This window comes from Lysinibacillus sp. C5.1, from assembly GCF_016350185.1.
In the GTDB taxonomy this organism is placed as follows: Bacteria; Bacillota; Bacilli; order Bacillales_A; family Planococcaceae; genus Lysinibacillus; species Lysinibacillus sphaericus.
Map to the genome: position 1 here is coordinate 1,757,269 of NZ_CP066226.1, position 18,913 is coordinate 1,776,181.

Annotated in this window: 12 protein-coding genes and 1 other RNA gene; 11 read left to right on the forward strand and 2 right to left on the reverse strand. The window is 37.6% G+C overall.

Features of this window, described 5'->3' with window-relative positions; all coding sequences use genetic code 11:
• Nucleotides 1-12: 12 nt before the first annotated feature.
• The 3 genes from I5435_RS08250 (at nt 13) to I5435_RS08260 (ending at nt 3,086) form a co-directional block, all read left to right on the forward strand.
• Nucleotides 13-207 (forward strand): hypothetical protein, encoded by a 195-nt coding sequence (locus tag I5435_RS08250; protein ID WP_024363367.1) that lies wholly within the window; start codon nt 13-15, stop codon nt 205-207.
• A 253-nt stretch (nt 208-460) separates the two neighbouring features.
• Nucleotides 461-844, forward strand: a complete 384-nt coding sequence (locus I5435_RS08255) for a YppE family protein (RefSeq protein ID WP_024363368.1) — start codon at nt 461-463, stop codon at nt 842-844.
• Nucleotides 819-3,086 (forward strand): DEAD/DEAH box helicase, encoded by a 2,268-nt coding sequence (locus I5435_RS08260; RefSeq protein ID WP_025219154.1) that lies wholly within the window; start codon nt 819-821, stop codon nt 3,084-3,086. The genes I5435_RS08255 and I5435_RS08260 overlap by 26 nt, the downstream gene beginning before the upstream one ends.
• 326 nt (nt 3,087-3,412) lie before the next feature.
• On the opposite strand, the gene I5435_RS08265 is transcribed toward I5435_RS08260, so the two are convergent.
• Together I5435_RS08265 and I5435_RS08270 are read right to left on the reverse strand one after the other, a co-directional pair.
• Nucleotides 3,413-5,101, reverse strand: a complete 1,689-nt coding sequence (locus I5435_RS08265) for a methyl-accepting chemotaxis protein (protein WP_337983580.1) — start codon at nt 5,099-5,101, stop codon at nt 3,413-3,415.
• Nucleotides 5,102-5,547: 446 nt separating this feature from the next.
• Complete coding sequence (locus tag I5435_RS08270) at nt 5,548-5,910, reverse strand: winged helix-turn-helix transcriptional regulator (RefSeq protein WP_025219156.1); 363 nt, start codon at nt 5,908-5,910, stop codon at nt 5,548-5,550.
• Between the two features lie 153 nt (nt 5,911-6,063).
• On the opposite strand from I5435_RS08270, the gene I5435_RS08275 reads away from it, so the two are divergent.
• From I5435_RS08275 to I5435_RS08310, 8 genes are all read left to right on the forward strand, one after another.
• Nucleotides 6,064-7,083 (forward strand): zinc-binding alcohol dehydrogenase family protein, encoded by a 1,020-nt coding sequence (locus tag I5435_RS08275; RefSeq protein WP_337983857.1) that lies wholly within the window; start codon nt 6,064-6,066, stop codon nt 7,081-7,083.
• A 533-nt stretch (nt 7,084-7,616) separates the two neighbouring features.
• Nucleotides 7,617-10,925: an InlB B-repeat-containing protein gene (locus tag I5435_RS08280; RefSeq protein ID WP_337983581.1), complete on the forward strand. Its 3,309-nt coding sequence runs from the start codon at nt 7,617-7,619 to the stop codon at nt 10,923-10,925.
• Nucleotides 10,926-11,450: 525 nt separating this feature from the next.
• On the forward strand, nt 11,451-12,698 hold the full coding sequence (locus I5435_RS08285; protein ID WP_108030479.1) for a ribonuclease H-like domain-containing protein: 1,248 nt from the start codon (nt 11,451-11,453) through the stop codon (nt 12,696-12,698).
• Between the two features lie 121 nt (nt 12,699-12,819).
• Nucleotides 12,820-13,119, forward strand: coding sequence for a cell division regulator GpsB (gpsB, locus tag I5435_RS08290; protein ID WP_024363374.1), 300 nt, complete (start codon nt 12,820-12,822; stop codon nt 13,117-13,119).
• A gap of 59 nt (nt 13,120-13,178) precedes the next feature.
• Nucleotides 13,179-13,557, forward strand: an RNA gene (gene rnpB / locus I5435_RS08295) — RNase P RNA component class B.
• 280 nt (nt 13,558-13,837) lie between these two features.
• Nucleotides 13,838-15,577, forward strand: a complete 1,740-nt coding sequence (locus I5435_RS08300) for a sensor domain-containing protein (protein ID WP_024363375.1) — start codon at nt 13,838-13,840, stop codon at nt 15,575-15,577.
• Nucleotides 15,578-15,580: 3 nt separating this feature from the next.
• Nucleotides 15,581-16,717, forward strand: a complete 1,137-nt coding sequence (locus I5435_RS08305) for a THUMP domain-containing class I SAM-dependent RNA methyltransferase (protein ID WP_337983582.1) — start codon at nt 15,581-15,583, stop codon at nt 16,715-16,717.
• Between the two features lie 84 nt (nt 16,718-16,801).
• Complete coding sequence (locus I5435_RS08310; RefSeq protein WP_337983583.1) at nt 16,802-18,709, forward strand: ATP-dependent DNA helicase; 1,908 nt, start codon at nt 16,802-16,804, stop codon at nt 18,707-18,709.
• Nucleotides 18,710-18,913: the final 204 nt, after the last annotated feature.

Sequence of the window (18,913 nt, forward strand, 5' to 3'; positions counted from 1 at the left end):
GGAGGCGTTGTATTGAACAAATTAGGACAATTAGTTGCGCAGTTGGATCTGGTCAATCAATTACTTATCACGAGGGTGTCATTAGAAAATAATGCACATAGCCTGCAATTTTTTATGCAGCTCAAATCTGTTAGCCAGAAAGTAAGCTTAGCAGAAAAGAACTGGCAAGTAAAGAATGCTTGTTCGCCTATTAGTAGTGAAAAATGATAGACTTTGGTACACTAACCTCATACCTATAAAAATGATTCATTAGATGCAATCGTTTAATGCTTTTAGCGCGTGTTAAGAATGACGAAGAGATACTTTCAGATAGTTTGCAGTAGTATGTCGTAAAGAGAAGAGGAAGGCATATGAACCTGAACTTATGTTTTTTCAACATTTGACACAGTGTATTATTGGTTGTGAACGATCATCACACAATCATTAGCTAAAGGTACAATGAAAGAGATGAGGTGCGAAATTGTTATTAATACAGCAAACTTCCATATTAATAGATGAATGTGAAAAATGTGTTGCACGCTTTTGGCAAATGCGCGAGGAGGATCGGACGCCAGATTTTTTTGCAGAAGTCAAGCCGCATGCGGATGTCATTCATCAACTGCTGAAAGAGTGGCAGCAAGAGGCGACTGCTTGGATTCAAAAAAACAGACCGAAATATATGCATATAGGACAAATTGCTTCAGCGGCTGAATCGATGGAGCAATTTGTTGTGCAATCTTTTTATAAAGAAACAAGTAAAAAACGCTTTTTAGATGCAACGCATTCTACTTCCTATACGTTAAATAATTTTTATCGCTTAGTGAAGGAGGCGCAACATCATGTTATCGAAAAAACGGACAATTAATGCATTGTTAAATGAATGGCGCTATGATGACGAATTAAAAGAGCGAATTATTCATTGGCACACTTTAGAAGGCCGCGAAGCGAAGTACGCGCCTTTCCCAGAAAATTTACACCCTGCGCTTGTGAAAGCTTTACATGCCCGAGGAATTACACAATTGTATACACATCAACGGGAAGCGTTTGATTTGGCGGCGAGTCACAAATCCTTTACTGCCGTAACACCGACAGCATCAGGGAAATCTTACTGCTATCATTTACCTGTATTACAAAAAATTTTAGAAGACCGCAATGCACGGGCAATTTATCTATTTCCAACGAAAGCGTTAGCACAGGATCAAAAAAATGATTTAAATGACCTGATTGAACAGAGTGGAGAGGACATTTTAAGTTATACGTATGACGGTGATACGGCTCCTGGTATTCGGCAAAAGGTACGGAAGGCAGGGCATATTGTGATGACCAATCCAGATATGCTGCATTCAGGTATACTACCGCATCATACGAAGTGGGTATCGCTCTTTGAAAATTTAAAGTATATCGTTATTGATGAATTACATACATATAAAGGTGTATTTGGTTCACATGTGGCACATGTCATTCGCAGATTGAAACGTATCTGTGAATTTTATGGTAGTAAACCTGTGTTTATTTGTACGTCAGCAACGATAAAAAACCCAAAAGAATTAGCTGAAAATTTAACAAATGATACCCACACTTTAATTGCTGATTCAGGTGCTCCAGTTGGTAAAAAAACATTCCTTTTTTACAATCCACCAATTATCCATAAAACATTTGGTGTTCGGCGTAGTGCGGTTTTAGAGGTAAGTGATCTTGCCAAAAGACTTTATATAGCTGGCATTCAAACGATTATTTTTGCTAAAAGTCGTGTGCGTGTTGAAATGATTGTTACTTATTTGAAAGAACTGACGCGCAATAAGCTACAAGATGAATCTGTGCGTGGCTATCGGGGAGGCTATTTGCCGTCAGAGCGACGTGTTATAGAACGTGGGCTTCGTGATGGTACAATTCAAACCGTAGTTAGTACGAATGCGCTGGAGCTAGGGGTGGATATTGGTCAATTACAGGCATGTATTATGACAGGCTACCCGGGAAATATCGCAAGTGCATGGCAACAAGCGGGCCGAGCTGGTCGACGTCAAGACGAGGCGCTTATTATTTATGTTGCACAGTCTACTGCACTAGACCAATATGTGGTAGATCATCCACTATTTTTACTAGGGAGCGACCCCGAGGAGGCACGTATATATCCTGAAAATATGTTGATTTTAATGGATCATCTTAAATGTGCGGCGTTTGAGTTACCGTTCACAACAAGCGATACGTACGGAGAATATGACATACAAGAACTGCTCGACTATTTAGCAGAAGAAGGTGTTGTTTTTAAAACGAGTGAAAAATGGCATTGGATGAGTGATCGTTTTCCTGCACATGATATAAGCCTCCGTTCAGCTTCTCAAGAAAATGTTGTAATTATTGATATGACAGTACCTGCTCGTACAAAAGTCATTGGGGAAATGGATCGCCATAGTGCTATGACATTATTACATGAAGAAGCAATTTATTTGCATCAGGGCATTCAATATCAAGTAGAAAAACTTGATTGGGAAGAAAAAAAAGCTTTTGTGCGAGAAGTAGATGTTGATTATTACACAGACGCGAATTTAGCAGTAGAGATGAAAGTGCTTGAAGAAGATCGAAGTCGCATCTACCAAGGTGGGACTATTAGCTTTGGTGATGTAGGATTAGTCGCACAGGCTACCATCTTTAAGAAAATAAGCTTGAATGATAAACAAGATAATATTGGCTCGGGTCCAATCCATCTACCACCAGATGAAATGCATACAAGCTCGTCATGGTTGTCCTTTAGCAATACACTACAATGGTCTGAGGCAGAATTAACAGAGGCGATGACAGGTGCAGCCTATGCAATGAATGCCTTTATCCCGCTATTCATCCAATGTGACGCCAGTGATGTAGCAGTAGTTCCACAGGTAAAGGCTACACATAATAATTTGCCAACGTTTTTTGTGTACGACAAGTATCCAGGCGGAATTGGTTTAAGTGAAAAAGTGTATGATTTATGGGAAGACTTATTGACCAAGACAATGAATCATGTCGTAAACTGCCCTTGTGAATCTGGCTGCCCATCCTGTATTGGGCCTCAAAATGCTTTAGTAAACATGAAACGGAAAGTTAAAGAGTTACTGCAAATTTTATATTAATATACACAAAAGAAGAGGGGATGGGGTGTATTATTGTTATACCACCAAATTATTTTCTTCGGTGGGATGCTCGTAATTGCCATTATCGTATTCTTCCACACAATATATTAGAATAATATGTAAAAAATGCTCCCCAAGTAGATAGATTTTATCTTTAAATACTACTTGGGAAGCTTATCACATTTACTGCAATTAACGGTTGTTTAAGCTTCTTGAAAGCTACACAAAATCCTTGTAGCATAAGAATCAAACAAATCTTTCGTTTTTTCCTTTATTCAGTTCCCCAGCAAATACTTCTTCTGGAGTTTTAAATGAATTAACCTATTTTAAACTTGAAATTTATTGATTTCGTCTTGTAGCATCATAGCACCTTCACTCATTGATTTCGACACAGAATTAATTTCGTGAATAGTTGCCGTTTCTTCTTCTACTGCGGCGGATATCATTTCAGACTGTACAGTTACCTGCTCAGCAATAGATGATAATTCATTGATCGATGCAGCTACTTCTTCAGTGCTAGCAGAAATTTGTTGTGTAGAGGCAGATACCTCTTCTATATGAGCACTTATCTCTCCAATAGCATTTAGGATATCACCAAATGCAGATTGTGCATCCGCAATGTATGACACGCCTTCATCAACTTTTTGAACAGATACAGATACAGCTTTATCCACTTCTTTTGTATCTTGCTGAATAAGAGATGTTATGTTCACTATTTTGTTAGCAGATTCTTTTGATTCTTCCGCTAGTTTGCGAACCTCTTCAGCCACCACAGCAAACCCTTTTCCATGTTCCCCAGCACGAGCAGCTTCGATAGCAGCATTAAGTGCAAGAAGATTTGTTTGTTCTGAGATGTCTGTTATAACTTTTGTAATATTTTCTATTTCCGCTGATTGGATGGTTAGTTGTTTAATACGATTATTGGTATCATTGGAAGTTTGTTGAATAACAAGCATTTGACTTTCAACAGCTTGTAATATTTCGCCACCATTATTTGCAATCAATTGAGTGTCTGAAGCTTTGGTATTCAATATTTGCGTGGCTTCTGCAATACGTTGTACACCGTTGGCAGTTTCATCGAGAGTCATAGAGCATTCACGAGCATTAGATGAGGCTTGGCTTGCATTTAAGGCCATTTTTTCTACACGTTTAGCTACATCTTTCGAAGAATGAGATACTTCGTCTATACTAGCTGCTAGTTCTTCAGCAGAAGAAGTAGTTAGTTCCACATTTGTCGCCACATTATTTACTAGTTTATGTAAATTGTGTTTCATAAGATTAAATGAATCGGCTAATTTGCGAATTTCATCTTTAGTACTGACGTTTACATCTTCTTGATTTAAAATACCTTCAGCAATCGTTTTGGCAGAAGCCGCTAATTTGTTAACTGGGATCGTAATTGCACGAGTTAACACTAAAGCAATAAAAATAGCTGAAATAATTGAAATCGCAGAAATAACAATAATTAAAATGGAAGCAACTTTTGCAGATTTAGTGGAATTCGCCTGTACTTCTATCATTTTTTTAGTTTGAAAATCGACAATTTCTTTAATAGAGGATTGGATTGCTGAATTTGCTGGGCCTGCATTATTACTTAGAATATGTATAACTTCCTGTAAATTTTCACCGTTATAAATGTTTAAAATTTCTTGTGAAGCTGCGTTAAATTTTGCTTGATTCTCCTTTAGCGTTTGTATTTCTTTTTGTAATTGTTGTTCATTAAAAGTGCTCTCTAGTTCTGTAATTTCATCATTTATTAATTCTTTGTGAGATTCTAATTTTTCTAGTGTTGTGGGATTATCCGGCTCTAGTATATACGATCGAATGTAGTTTCCTTGAGATGAGGATGCATTCAAAATCTTATTCACTAGTATAGTTTTGTATACTCTATCTTCCAGTAAGAATGTATACTGGTTATTCAATTTGTTCATTTGGTAATAGGCTAATGATGAGCTAATGAGTAAAAATAAAATGATAGTTCCAAATCCTGCGTAAAGTTTGTTCCGTATCGACATAAGTTGTTCTCTCCAATTCCTAATAATGTTATAATCCTATCATTTTAATTTTAGAAATAAAGTTATAAAATGTTATTTTTTTGTTAAAAAATAGACAAGGAATAATGAAATGGCATTTTTATATTCTAATAATTTTAAAAATTAAATATATAGTGAATAATAAATTTTATTGAATGAACGATATAACATCACTTTAATTTCAATACTTGCAAGAAAAAAAGTTGGGTAATAGAGGTGAGGGATAAAAAAATTGTTTTTTCTTTTATGTGTAAGAGAAGGTAGAAATTTGTGGATTATATAACAAGGTGCACCGTGTGGCTCAAAAATGCAACTGGGGGAGGTTATCACTAACGTAACGGGGGTATTAAAAAGTTATTGCGAATGTAGTTGAATAAAAATAACCAAGTCATATGTCGTAGACTTGGTTATTTTTTATTTATAGGGTTTTACTTTAAGATACTATTATTTTTTAAATTGTACTGCTCTCCCCAATCTCTCATTAGTTTAATTATAGGTTCAAGTGTTCGCCCGAACTCAGTTAGTGAATATTCTACTTTAGGCGGCACTTCTTTAAAGATTTCTCTATGAATGATTCCATCCTTCTCTAATTCACGAAGTTGTAACGTTAACATTCTTTGGGTAATATCGGGCATTAAGCGTCTAAATTCATTGAAACGCTTCGTTCCTGACATAAGATGATATAAAATAACACCTTTCCACTTTCCGCCGATTACGCCAAGTGTTGCTTCAACGGGACATCCATAGGCATCTGGACAAGCTGTATAAAGATTTAATTTACTGTCTGACATTTGAAATATCTCCTAAGTAATTAGTATAAAAATTGATACTATCAAACAAAAATGTGCGTACTTACATAATAATAATCATTTAGCTTATTATAACAGACGTAAGGGAAATGATTAAAAATAAGTGATAAAGGAGTAATTTTCTTTATGAAAAAAATGAAAGCTGTAGGTTTACAACAATACTTACCTATTGATCATCCAGAGAGTTTATTAGATTTACAAATAGAAAAGCCAAGGGCGAAAGGCCGAGATTTATTAATTCGAGTAAAGGCGGTTTCAGTGAATCCCGTCGATTATAAAGTGAGATCTCCGAAAGACAAGTTTGAAGACATGCCAAAAATTTTAGGATGGGATGTGGCTGGGATTGTCGAAGAAGTAGGGCCATTATGCACACTGTTTAAACCCGGCGATAAGGTATATTATGCGGGAGATATAACACGTCCAGGTTGTAATAGTGAGTTTCATCTTGTTGATGAGAGAATTGTAGGTCATATGCCAAAGACATTAAATTTTGCGGAAGCTGCCGCATTACCATTGACTTCAATTACAGCATATGAGGCATTATTCGATAGAATAAAAATTAGTAGTTTTTCAAAGGATAATAAAAATAAAACCATTTTAATTATTGGTGCGGCTGGGGGAGTGGGCTCTATTGCCATCCAACTGGCTAAATGGGCTGGATTAACTGTTATAGGTACAGCTTCGAGACAAGAGTCACAAAATTGGGCAACAGCATTAGGTGTAGACTATACGATAAATCACTATGAGGACTTTGTTTCACAGTTAAATTTACTTAATATTGAAGCGGTTGACTATATTCTGTGTTTAAATTCCACAAATAATTATTGGACTAATATGGCTGAGGTCATAGCTCCACAAGGAACGATTTGTTCTATTGTGGAAACGGATGAACCACTTAATTTAACTTTATTAAAAAATAAAAGTGTAACGTTTGTTTGGGAGCTCATGTTTACTCGGTCGATGTATCAAACTGAAGATATGATAAACCAACATAAACTTTTAAATAGAATAGCTATTTTAATTGATAGTCATATTTTAAAAACCACAATATCTGAAATTCTCTATCCAATTAATGCAGAAAATTTGAGAAAAGCACACGCAATTCTTGAAAATGGAAAAACCATTGGGAAAGTAGTGGTTGAGGGGTTTGAATGATGGTTATGACTGGCTCCATCCCTTTCTTCGCATTCCGCAGCTCCTTATCAACATGGTCTGTTACTTCCTAATGAGCTTAATCGTACATTGTTTGACTGTTCATACAAATTTGTCAAAGTAGCGCCAATAGGGAGCTTGAATACACCAATATATTATATCGAACAATCTTTTTTCAAATATAAGGACTTCAGACCAATGTTGTTTGAAGTCCTTTTGTGTGTTAGAAAAGACGCATATCAACTGAGGTGTTTGTTTAAATAAGTTAGACTACTTCGAATGAACGCTTTCTACTCTATTCTTACCATATTCTTTTTTCTCATAGGATGAATACTGAATACCTCATGTTGATTACCCGAAGGTAGAATGATTTATTGTGTAGTTTTACAATTTTAACAATTATAAAAAAAATCAAAAAAATTGAGTGTGAATCCGAAAAAAAGATTTTCTATTAGACCATAAATCAGTATTATTAAAAAGTAGAAAAAAGATAAATATTTAACTGGTTATTTTAGGTTAAAGAGTGGGGGACACGGATGAACAATCAAAAGCAATTTCAGCTATCGGTTGTATTACTTCTAGTAGTTACAATAAGTATCGTTCTATTTTTTGGGGGAAGTGCTAAAGCCGCTACTTCTGATGTTTTGGATCAAGAGCAGACGAGTTATTCTAGTAATATTTGGGTTAATTCTGATTATCCACGCTATCAAACATTTACGCCTTTCTATTCTGGGCAACTAAGCAAGATTGATATTGGCATAATGGATCGTTTTGGTTCACCTGGAGCACTAAAAGTAAGTATTTACAAGGAAGGGGATTTATCGACACCCCTTGGCTCTGCACAATTAGCATCATTCGGCTCGGGTTGGACATCGGTTGATTTTTCAAGCATATTACCATATTTGACGAGGGAAACGATGTATCGAATGGTTGTTTCTACTGAAAACGGTGGCAGTGCTGGTTTTGGGTGGTTTACAAGTAACTATGATGCGTATTCAAGAGGGTACTCATCAGGGTTTGGAATAGATTTCACTTTCAAAACGTATATGATTCCTGATTACGCACTATCCCCAGCAGAGAGTCAAGTGACAATCAATAATACTAGCCTTGTAGCGGATGGGACAAGCCAGACGACTGTGACCATCCAGTTAAAAGATGCACAAGGAAATAACATTACTACTGGTGGGGAGACGGTAACGATTGCGTCATCAGTAGGAACGGTTAGTGCTGTGACGGATCATAACAATGGTAGCTATACGGCTACTCTAACTGCCCCGACGACAATTGGTACTGGTAGCATCAATGCAAGTGTCGGTGGAAGAACGATACCAACAACGGCTAGCGTGCAATTTGTCTCTGGTCCACCATCATTAGCAAAGAGCACCGTTACTGTTAACGATAGTTCGCTGCTCGCGGACGGAACAAGCCAGACGACTGTAACCGTGAAGTTGAAAGATGCGCAAGGAAATGATGTTACAACTGGTGGAGCGACAGTAAGTATATTGTCAACTCTAGGGATAATTGGTACCGTCACAACTCATAACAATGGTACCTATACAGCGACTCTAACCGCTCCTAGCACTGTTGGTACGAGTATACTCAGTGCAACTGTTAATGGCAATGCCATTGCCGCCACGACCAGTGTGCAATTCATTCCAAAACCTGCGCAAACGGTGGTCGCTTCGGTGGCATCGAATACGCCAACAGTAGGTTCCAATAATATGATTACGTTATCTGTAAAAAATGCACTGGGAGATATAGATACAACCTTTAATGGCATTAAAAACGTTACGATTTTGGGCTACAACCAAGCACCCAATGGGTCGTTTGGGAATGTAAATGGAGAGCCATTGACTTCATCAAGTCAAGTAGTCGCTATAGGCTTCACGAACGGAATAGCTACAGCGAATTTGAAATTGAATGCAGCAACGACACAGTCAATTGAGTTTAGCGTGTTAGGTGTAAACACAGCTAGTAGCAATTCGGTAACGATTACACCAGTTGCGGGAAGTGCGGCTAGCATGAAGGTGACGACAGCACTTAAAGCCCCCACAATGAATGGAGGATTATTTAGTCAACAACCTGTAGTGACACTTTATGATGCTTATGAAAATGTCAGTGTCAATGATTATACTAAAATTATTACTGTGGCGAAAAAAGACGCAGGCGCATGGACATTAACAGGGACGTTAACAGCGAAAGCAAATGCTGGAATCGTCAGCTTTTCTGATTTAGGATCAGTGAATTCAGCGAATGTTTCTGGCGCACAGTTGTCATTTGACGCAACAGGACTCGGTCAGATAACAAGCTCAGGTGTTACACTTTTGCCAAAACAATTAACGGTCAGCTTTGATGCAACCGGTGGTAGTCCAGTAGGAGACTTAACAATCTCTTATGACGAGAAAATCAATGCACCAACAACGCCAACGAAAACAGGTTATACATTTGCCGGTTGGTACAAGGATGCAACGTTGACTTCTGAGTGGGATTTTGCGGCCGAAACAGTGACAGAGGATACAACCCTGTATGGGAAATGGGACGCAAATAGCTATACGATGACGTTTCATACAAATGGGGGTACAGCGGTAGCCCCAATCTTAGCAACATATGGCGAAAAAGCAACAGCGCCAACAGCGCCAACAAAAACAGGTTATACATTTGCCGGTTGGTACAAAGATGCGACGTTAACTAACAAGTGGGATTTTGCGACCGAATCAGTGACAGAGGATACAACCCTGTATGGGAAATGGGACGCAAATAGCTATACGATGACGTTTCATACAAATGGGGGTACAACGGTAGCCCCAATCTTAGCAACATATGGCGAAAAAGCAACAGCGCCAACAGCGCCAACAAAAACAGGTTATACATTTGCCGGTTGGTACAAAGATGCGACGTTAACTAACAAGTGGGATTTTGCGACTGAAACAGTGACAGAGGATACAATCTTGTATGTTAAGTGGGCAATCAATAGTTATACGGTGACCTTTAACACAAATGGTGGAACTACCGTAGCGCCCGTCACTATAACATATGATAAAAAAATAACGAAACCGGCAGCACCAACAAAGGTAGGTCATACGTTTGCGGGCTGGTATAAGAGCGATACTTTGACAACACAATGGGATTTCCTAATAGATGTGGTGACAAAAGATACAGCGCTCTATGCAAAATGGTTTGTAAATAGTTCATCTGGTAGTGATGGTCAATCTTCGACACCAACAACGCCGTCCGTTCCAGAGAATCCAAAAACGCCATCAAATGAACCAAGTAATCCTGTGGAAACGCCACATACTGAGCCATCAAAACCAGAGACGGAGGCGCAAGACATTATTTTCTCTGATGTTCCGAAAACGCATTGGGCTTGGGAGATGATTCAGGATATGACGAGAAAAGGAATTATTACTGGCTATCCCGATAAAACATTTCGTCCGAATGATTATATTAAACGTCAGCATATTGCCATTATGTTTACGCGTGCTTTTGAGCTAGAAGCAATACGTGAGACGGTATCATTTAAGGATGTTTTGCCGAGTCATCCATATTATGAAGCTATTACGAAATTGTATCAGGCAGGGATTGTCGATGGTTCAAATGGAGAATTTCATCCAGATGCCTTTCTGACACGTGCACAAATGGCTAAAGTGCTTGTAGAAGCGTTACAGCTAACACCCAATGGTATAAGCCATTTTAAAGATGTGCCACCGACACATTGGAGTTACAACTATATAGCGACCTTACAACAAGAAGGAATTGCATTAGGGGATGATGGCTATTTTAAACCGAATGATCCTCTGACACGTGCACAATTTGTTGCATTGATGTACCGAGCAATGAATCGCTAATCGAAAAAGCACATCTTTTCACTTTTTACATAAGTGAGAAGATGTGCTTTACTAATGATTAAGATTTAATATGATAGTTTTAGAGGACCTGTTTATTGAGGGAAATAGTGGCATGAAAGCGTTTTTAGTTGGAATATTCATTATTTAAACAATTTAAACTTTGTAAATGAAGATATTCATATGCAAACAATCGGTGCATAACAATTCATTAAAATTCATTTTGGTACGTATGATAACATTGGCTTTATTCACCATATCTAAAAGTAACGTGATTATCGTACACCTTTTTTGACTAACAAATTGAGGCAATGATAGGTACAGAATAGCGCGATGAGCCTTTTAGTCGTCTAGATTTGGTATGATATATGTAGCATAAGAGATTCTAGGTAATCGATAAGGTTATTCAGTGGAACATATTGTAATAAGTTTGCTTTGGCAACAGGCTTTCCACCTTAATTGATAGCAGGAATGGATGGCTTGCTAACAGTAGTAAAAAATCTTACAGGTAGAAAATGAGTGAAGTCGATGTCTTACGAAAATAAAATACTACAAATGAAAAAAATGCTCGGAAAAAAGGTGCAACAACCAGTTGCCAATGAGCAATCAACGTATCAAAAGCCGGTTATACCAAACTATGTGAATCAGTGGGAGAAAGCTGGTCTTACGCGTATCGATAATGAGTTTGGTATTGTTTTTAAGCGACAAGTACATTATCCTTTCCATTATCAGCACGGTCATTATCCATTACAGTCATTTTTTGACGCGCTAATTAAATGGCAATCCGCTGATTTTGATCATCCTTATGCATTAGATGTGGACGAAAATGTCCTGTTTTTTGATACAGAAACAACAGGATTAAAGGGTGTTGGAACACAAATTTTTCTTCTTGGTTTTTTAGAAGTGACCAAACACGATTTTGTATTAACACAATATGTCTTAGCTGATCCAGCACATGAAGCAGCCTTGCTGTTTGAGTCAAGGCTTTGGCAAAAAACAGCGACAATTATTACGTATAATGGCAAAAGCTTTGACTGGCCACAGCTAGAAACACGTTGGACACTCAACCAAAAAGTTTTACCTAAACTTCGTACCCAGCGCCAAATCGATTTATTGCATAGCTCGAAGCGATTATGGAAAAATGATATGGAGCGGTTGAAACTAAAATCAGTAGAAGAAGAAAAGCTTGGTTTCTCACGCGTTGGGGATATCCCAGGCCACTTAGCGCCAATTATTTACTTAGATGCTGTGAAAAGTGGTGTGCCAGATGCACTTATGAAGGTACTTGTTCATAACGAGTGGGATTTGTTGTCGCTCATTACCTTGTATGTTCATTCCACTTACTTATTATTTGAACAATCGAGTGATGAATCAGCCAATACTTACACGAATATTGGGAAATGGTATGCTGATTTAAAGAAACGCCCACAAAGTGTAAACGTTTTAGAAAAGGTAACAGCTCAATTTGATGCGCGTGAAGCAGGAAATGCCCAATTTTATCTTGCTATGCAACTTAAAAAAAATAAGCAGTATAGCAAAGCAGTTGATGCCTTCGTTGCTTCACTCCATTTTATAGAGCCACGAAAAAAGTTGCAGGCACTAGAACAACTAGCCATAATCTATGAGCATCACTTAAAAGATATGAAACAGGCCCTTGTTTATACATTAGAAGGCATACAACTGATTACTTCGACTGAGGATTGGCGAATGGAACAAAAACAAAAATGGGAAATTTCTTGGGAAAAGAGATTGCACAGATTAGGAAATAAGCAATAATTTCCCGGGGAAGCGCAAGAAACGACAAGTTTAGCCTTACAATTAATGTTTTCAGACGATATAATGTTATGAAATATGCTATAATGAATTCGTGTATGTAGTGCGAGGAAGGGCGATGTGTATGGACATTAAATTAACTTCAAAAATGATTCTTGAAAAGGAATTTAAGAAAAATTTTAAAGGCTATAATGTAGAAGAGGTCGATTCTTTTCTTGATGAAATAATTCAAGATTATGAATCGTTTGAAAAAGTAGTTGCTCAATTAAGAGAAGAGAATAGACAACTAAAAGAAGAAATCGAGAATACACCAAAGAGACAACCACAACCAGCCGCATCCGCAGCGGGTACAACCAACTTTGATATTCTAAAACGTCTTTCAAATTTAGAAAAACATGTATTTGGTAGTAAACTTTACGAATAATTTTTATCATTTACATTGTATTTATCATAAAAGTCTAGTATAATCTTCGTATCATCATGAAATTCGAGTAATCGCTGCGGCGCTAGACGTCGTAGAGGAAAGTCCATGCTCACACGGTTCTGCGATGGCCGTAGTGTTCGTGCTTACTGAAAAAATAAGGTAAGGCAGCTTAAAGCTGACGGCGGAAGGAAGACCTAAGTCTATTGGATATGGTCGACACTTCCTGAAAGTGCCACAGTGACGAAGCTTGTTTGGAAACATACAAGGTGGAACGAGGTAAACCCCACGAGTGAGAAACCCAAATTATGGTAGGGGCACTCTCTTGAAGGAATTGAACGGATAGAGGGACAGAGTTCGCTCTGTAGATAGATGATTACTACCCGGTCGTACGAGGCGTAAGCTGTTTGAGTACTCGGGAACAAAACATGGCTTATTGAATTTTTTGATGCTTATCTACGAAATAACAAGCGCTCTCCAATTCGGTGGAGAGCTTTTCTTTTGAACTAATAAAAGAAGTAACTGTTACTTAACGATGTCTAGTCATACGCGATATAGGCCTGAGGTAATATGAATACCATGGATTGTGCCTTTGTCGATACGCTTCGAAGTTATAACATCACCGTTATCGTATGAACGCGACATACATACCTACTAAATGAGTAGGAACGCGCTTTTCTAAAAATAAGGGTAGTATCGATAAATAGGATGGAGCGGAAATATGGGCGGAGTAATTACTAATCTGGATAAGATTAATTCGATTTCTAAATACCCCACTTCCTTACTGAAGAAAATTTTTGAAAATGTATCTGAAGGCATTATGATTACGGATAAACATAAAAAAATAGAGATGGTTAATCCAGCATTTGAATTCGTTACAGGCTATAAACGCGATGAAGTGATAGGAAAAACGCCCGCGGTATTGCAGTCAGGTGTACATGAGTTATCATTCTATTTGACAATGTGGGAAAAGATACGACAAGAAGGAATATGGCAAGGGGAAATTTGGAATCGTCGTAAAACAGGAGATGTGTATCCTGAATGGTTAACAATTGTTAGCATAACGAATGATAGTGGAGAAATTACTAACTATTGTGGCATTTTCTCAGATTTATCTGAAAGAAAAATAGTAGAAAATGAACTAGAAAAACGTTTGTTAACGGATTCATTAACAGATGTATCGAATCGATTTGCTTATATTGAGAGAATGGATAGCTTACTGGAATCGTCTTCTACTATTTCTCATTCAGTACAGCATGCTGTCTATTTCTTGGATTTAGACAGATTTAAACAAATAAATGATACTTTAGGGCATGCGGTGGGAGATACGATTCTGATAGAAGCAGCAAGACGTATTCAAACATTGCTCAAAAACAAAGATATCATTGCAAGATACGGTGGAGATGAATTTATCGTCACATTGACGAATGTAAAAAATGTTCGCGAAGCAGCAAAATTTGCAGAGCAAATTATTGCTATTATGGAACAGCCAATGAACATTAATGGACAAGAAATTTTTGTTTCAACAAGCATTGGCGTAAGTATGTATCCGGCTGACGGCGAAACATCCGAGCAACTTATTACTTGTGCAGATAAGGCGATGACCTATTCCAAAAAGAATGGTCTTAACGGCTATTCGTTTTATTTTGATGAATTACAAACAGACACGCAACGCGTTCTTTTGTTAGATTCTGAATTGCGTAGAGCGATTGAAAATCGTGAATTTGAGTTGCATTTCCAACCTAAAATTATGTTGGAAAACGAACATATACAAGGACTAGAGGCGCTTGTTCGCTGGAATAATGAGCGACTTGGCTTTGTATCGCCTGCTGAATTTATTCCTTATGCGGAAGAAACGGGCCTTATCATTCCTTTAAGTGAAGTAATTATTGAGAAAGCATGTGAAGCTGCAGCTAAGTTACAACAATTTGGTCGCAAAATACCGATTGCTATCAATATTTCGAGCATTCATTTTAAACAGCAAAACTTTTTAGAGTCCATTCAAACAATATTAGAACGTTATAACACCTCTGCCAATAATTTTGAAATAGAGGTTACAGAACGCACTGTCATGAATAGTGCAACGGAAACGGTAAGCAAGCTTGTCCGTCTAAAGCAGCTTGGCTTTAAAATCTCTATTGATGACTTTGGTACAGGCTATTCATCATTGAGCTATTTAGTTCGATTCCCACTCGACTGTTTAAAAATCGACCGTAGCTTTATTCAGCATATTTGCTCGCTCGATGAAAAGCAGGCAGTTGTAGATGCTATTATTCAAATGTCACATCGTCTAAAAATGAAAGTTGTAGCAGAAGGTGTAGAACAAGCGCAACAAGTGGATATACTACGGAAAATGAACTGTGATATTATCCAAGGCTATTATTACAGCAAACCGTTACCACTTCCCGAATTGCTGGAGTATATTGAGTATTGGGAAATTGAACATCAAGGAAGGAAATAATGTATGGCAAACTATAAATTAGTCGCAACAGCTGCAATGGGCTTAGAAGCGATTGTAGCACAAGAAGTACAGGCACTCGGTTATAAAACGACAGTCGAAAATGGCAAAGTTTATTTTGAGGGTGATGAAACGGCCATTGCTCGTGCCAACTTATGGTTACGTGTAGCAGATCGAGTGAAAATTGTTGTAGGACAATTTCCTGCAAAGTCTTTTGAACAATTGTTTGAAAGTGTAAAGGCACTACCATGGGAAAAATATTTACCGGTGGATGCATCTTTTCCTGTTTCAGGGAAATCAGTAAAGTCTAAATTATTTAGTGTGCCAGATTGTCAAGCGATTACCAAAAAAGCAATCGTAGAACGCATGAAGCAACACTACAAACGCCTTGGTTTTTTAGATGAATCAGGTGCAACATACAAAATTGAAGTTTCAATCTTAAAAGATGTGGCTACACTTACTATTGATACTTCTGGCGCTGGCTTACATAAGCGTGGCTACCGACAAGCGCAAGGGGAAGCACCGCTAAAAGAAACATTAGCCGCTGCACTTGTTCAGATTTCTAAATGGAATCCGAACCGTCCGTTTGTCGATCCATTTTGTGGTTCAGGTACAATTGCCCTAGAAGCAGCAATGTATGGACAAAATATCGCACCAGGCTATAATCGAGAATTTATTTCGGAAAGTTGGCCGTGGATGAAAGCGGAAATTTGGGATGCTGTGCGAGATGAGGCGGATAGTATAGCCAACTATGACCAACCACTTGAAATTTTTGGATCAGATATTGACCATCGCATGGTAAGTATTGCACAAGAAAACGCGCTAGAAGCAGGTTTTGGGGATATTATTACGTTTAAACAAATGCAAGCTCGTGATTTTACAACACAGCTAACAGATGGTGTAATGATTGGGAACCCTCCATATGGAGAGCGTATTGGCGATGTAGAAGTTGTAGAGCAAGTCATTCGTGATTTAGGACAAGTCATGAAAAACTACCCAACTTGGTCGGTATATATGCTATCCTCCATGAAAAACTTCGAAGAATTATACGGTCGTCAAACAACGAAAAAACGTAAATTATTCAATGGTTTTATTGAAACAAATTATTATCAATATTGGGGACAAAAGTCCAAGAGAGACTAACTAGAATAACGGAAGATAAGATTTTTTCTTATCTTCCGTTTCGTCGCGTATAATAGGAACAGATTGTATGAGGGGGAACGTCAATTGCGTAAATCTTTACCATTTGCATTAACGAAGGATCGCTCGTTTTTCGAGTCATTAGGTGACTGGATGGGCGATGTCCTTTATGATGAATTACCAGAAAAAGGATTTGAATGCCGTGATGAGCAAATTTTCATGGCCTATCAAATTGAACAGGCGTTAAAAGAAAAAAATGTGTTATTTGCTGAAGCTGGAGTAGGAACAGGAAAAACGATTGCCTATTTACTGCCGGCTGTATCCTATGCACGCTATACAGGTAAACCAGCGCTAATTGCCTGTGCAGATGAAACATTAATCGACCAGCTCGTGAAAGAGGGCGGCGATATTTATAAATTACAAAAAACACTCGGTTTAGAAATTGATGTCCGTTTAGCAAAATCACGTGATCAATATTTATGCTTAAAGCGTTTCGAAGAAGCAGAAAAAGTCGAAACGGATGAGTGGATCGATGATATTGCTTTTTCAATTCCCGATGGTGTCTATGCACAAGGCTCGATGATTGCAGTCCAACCATATGGTGATCGCAGTGATTATCCAACGGTTAGTGATGAAGATTGGCATAAAGTGAATTATAATGCGATTATGCAATGTTCAGTATGTGATTTGCGTAATCGCTGTGGTCAAACATTACATCGTGCACATTATCGTAAATCAACGGATTTAATTATTTGCTCGCAAGACTTTTTAATGGAGCATTTAGCAACGAAAGAGTCCCGTGAACGTGAAGGGCAGTTAGCGTTACTTCCCGAAGTATCAATGATGGTGCTAGATGAGGGGCATTTATTGGAATATGCGGCGCAAAAAGCAATGACATATAAGGTGCAGGCAACGACGATTGTTCCTCTGTTAGAGCGTTTAATGGTAGATGGAGTACGTGAACGAACTTTGTATGCAATGGAAAAATTGCAAGACGATCACGAACTATTTTTCGATCAGTTGCGTGATGATATTATGGCGTCTGAGGAAGAACGGAAGCGTATTAATAAATCTGCAACACTTTTAAAGTATGGTAAACAATTGATTGCCGATGTAGATGTACTACTAGAAGAATTTGTTTTTGAATCAGAAATGTATATGATTCCAGAGTATGAGTTAAATATGGCAGAGGAATATTTAGAGCAATATCAAGCGTCACTTCGCATTTTTACTGCACAAGGCGATGCTGTTGATTGGTTAGAGGAAACAGATGGTGAAGAAACATTAGTTATTATGCCACGACTGATTACAGAAGTTTTAGAAGAAAAGTTATTCTCAAAAAAGCTTCCAATCGTATTTTCTTCTGCAACATTATCCGTCAATAAGGATTTCTCATATATTGCTTATAGTCTTGGTATCCATAATTACCAATCTTTCTCAGTTCCATCGCCGTTTGATTATGAAGCAGTGATGAGAATTTATTTACATGAGCTATCTCAAAATAATAAAACAGCCCGTGTCCAACAATTGTTACGAGACGGTGAGAAAACATTAATATTATTCAAATCAAAACAAGCGATGTTAAACTTTAAAGCAGAATTACCACTAATGGAGCGAATGTATGTGGCGTTTGAAGGAGATCGTGAACTTTCAGCTATTGTTCGTGATTTCCAAGAAGGTACAGTAAAAACACTATGTTCCTACCATTTATGGGAAGGTTTAGATTTGCCAGAAGAGGCGCTAACACGTGTGATAATATATGACTTACCTTTCCCACCACATGATCCATTATTTGACGCGAAACGGACGTTTGCTGAAAATCCGTATGAAGAAGTAGAGTTACCATTTATGCAATTGCGTTTGCAACAAGGAATGGGACGATTAATTCGCACATCGAATGATCATGGCGATATTCATATATTGTTAAATGAGGAAGAAGCGAAACAGCAGAAAACATTTGAAAATATTTTAGCAGTGACACCAGAAATAAAGTAAAAAAAAAGGCAAGTTTACCATTAGCGTAAACTTGCCTTTTTGCTATTTTAAAATAATAATTATTGTGCCGCTTTTAGAGATTGTCGAAAAAAGTGTTGAATATTTCTGTTTTAAACTATATAGTTCTTTGTAATGCAATGAATTTTATTAAATATAAAAATTTTTCTTCTTGAAAATAATTTTGCAAAAGGTTTATAATGATGA

What these genes read in the sequence shown, in the direction of transcription:
- I5435_RS08285 (WP_108030479.1), top strand. Translation starts at nt 11,451, where the DNA reads ATGTCTTACGAAAATAAAATACTACAAATGAAAAAAATGCTCGGAAAA.
- I5435_RS08260 (WP_025219154.1), top strand. Translation starts at nt 819, where the DNA reads ATGTTATCGAAAAAACGGACAATTAATGCATTGTTAAATGAATGGCGC.
- I5435_RS08265 (WP_337983580.1), bottom strand. Translation starts at nt 5,101, where the DNA reads ATGTCGATACGGAACAAACTTTACGCAGGATTTGGAACTATCATTTTA.
- I5435_RS08300 (WP_024363375.1), top strand. Translation starts at nt 13,838, where the DNA reads ATGGGCGGAGTAATTACTAATCTGGATAAGATTAATTCGATTTCTAAA.
- I5435_RS08280 (WP_337983581.1), top strand. Translation starts at nt 7,617, where the DNA reads ATGAACAATCAAAAGCAATTTCAGCTATCGGTTGTATTACTTCTAGTA.
- I5435_RS08305 (WP_337983582.1), top strand. Translation starts at nt 15,581, where the DNA reads ATGGCAAACTATAAATTAGTCGCAACAGCTGCAATGGGCTTAGAAGCG.
- I5435_RS08270 (WP_025219156.1), bottom strand. Translation starts at nt 5,910, where the DNA reads ATGTCAGACAGTAAATTAAATCTTTATACAGCTTGTCCAGATGCCTAT.
- I5435_RS08275 (WP_337983857.1), top strand. Translation starts at nt 6,064, where the DNA reads ATGAAAGCTGTAGGTTTACAACAATACTTACCTATTGATCATCCAGAG.
- gpsB (WP_024363374.1), top strand. Translation starts at nt 12,820, where the DNA reads ATGGACATTAAATTAACTTCAAAAATGATTCTTGAAAAGGAATTTAAG.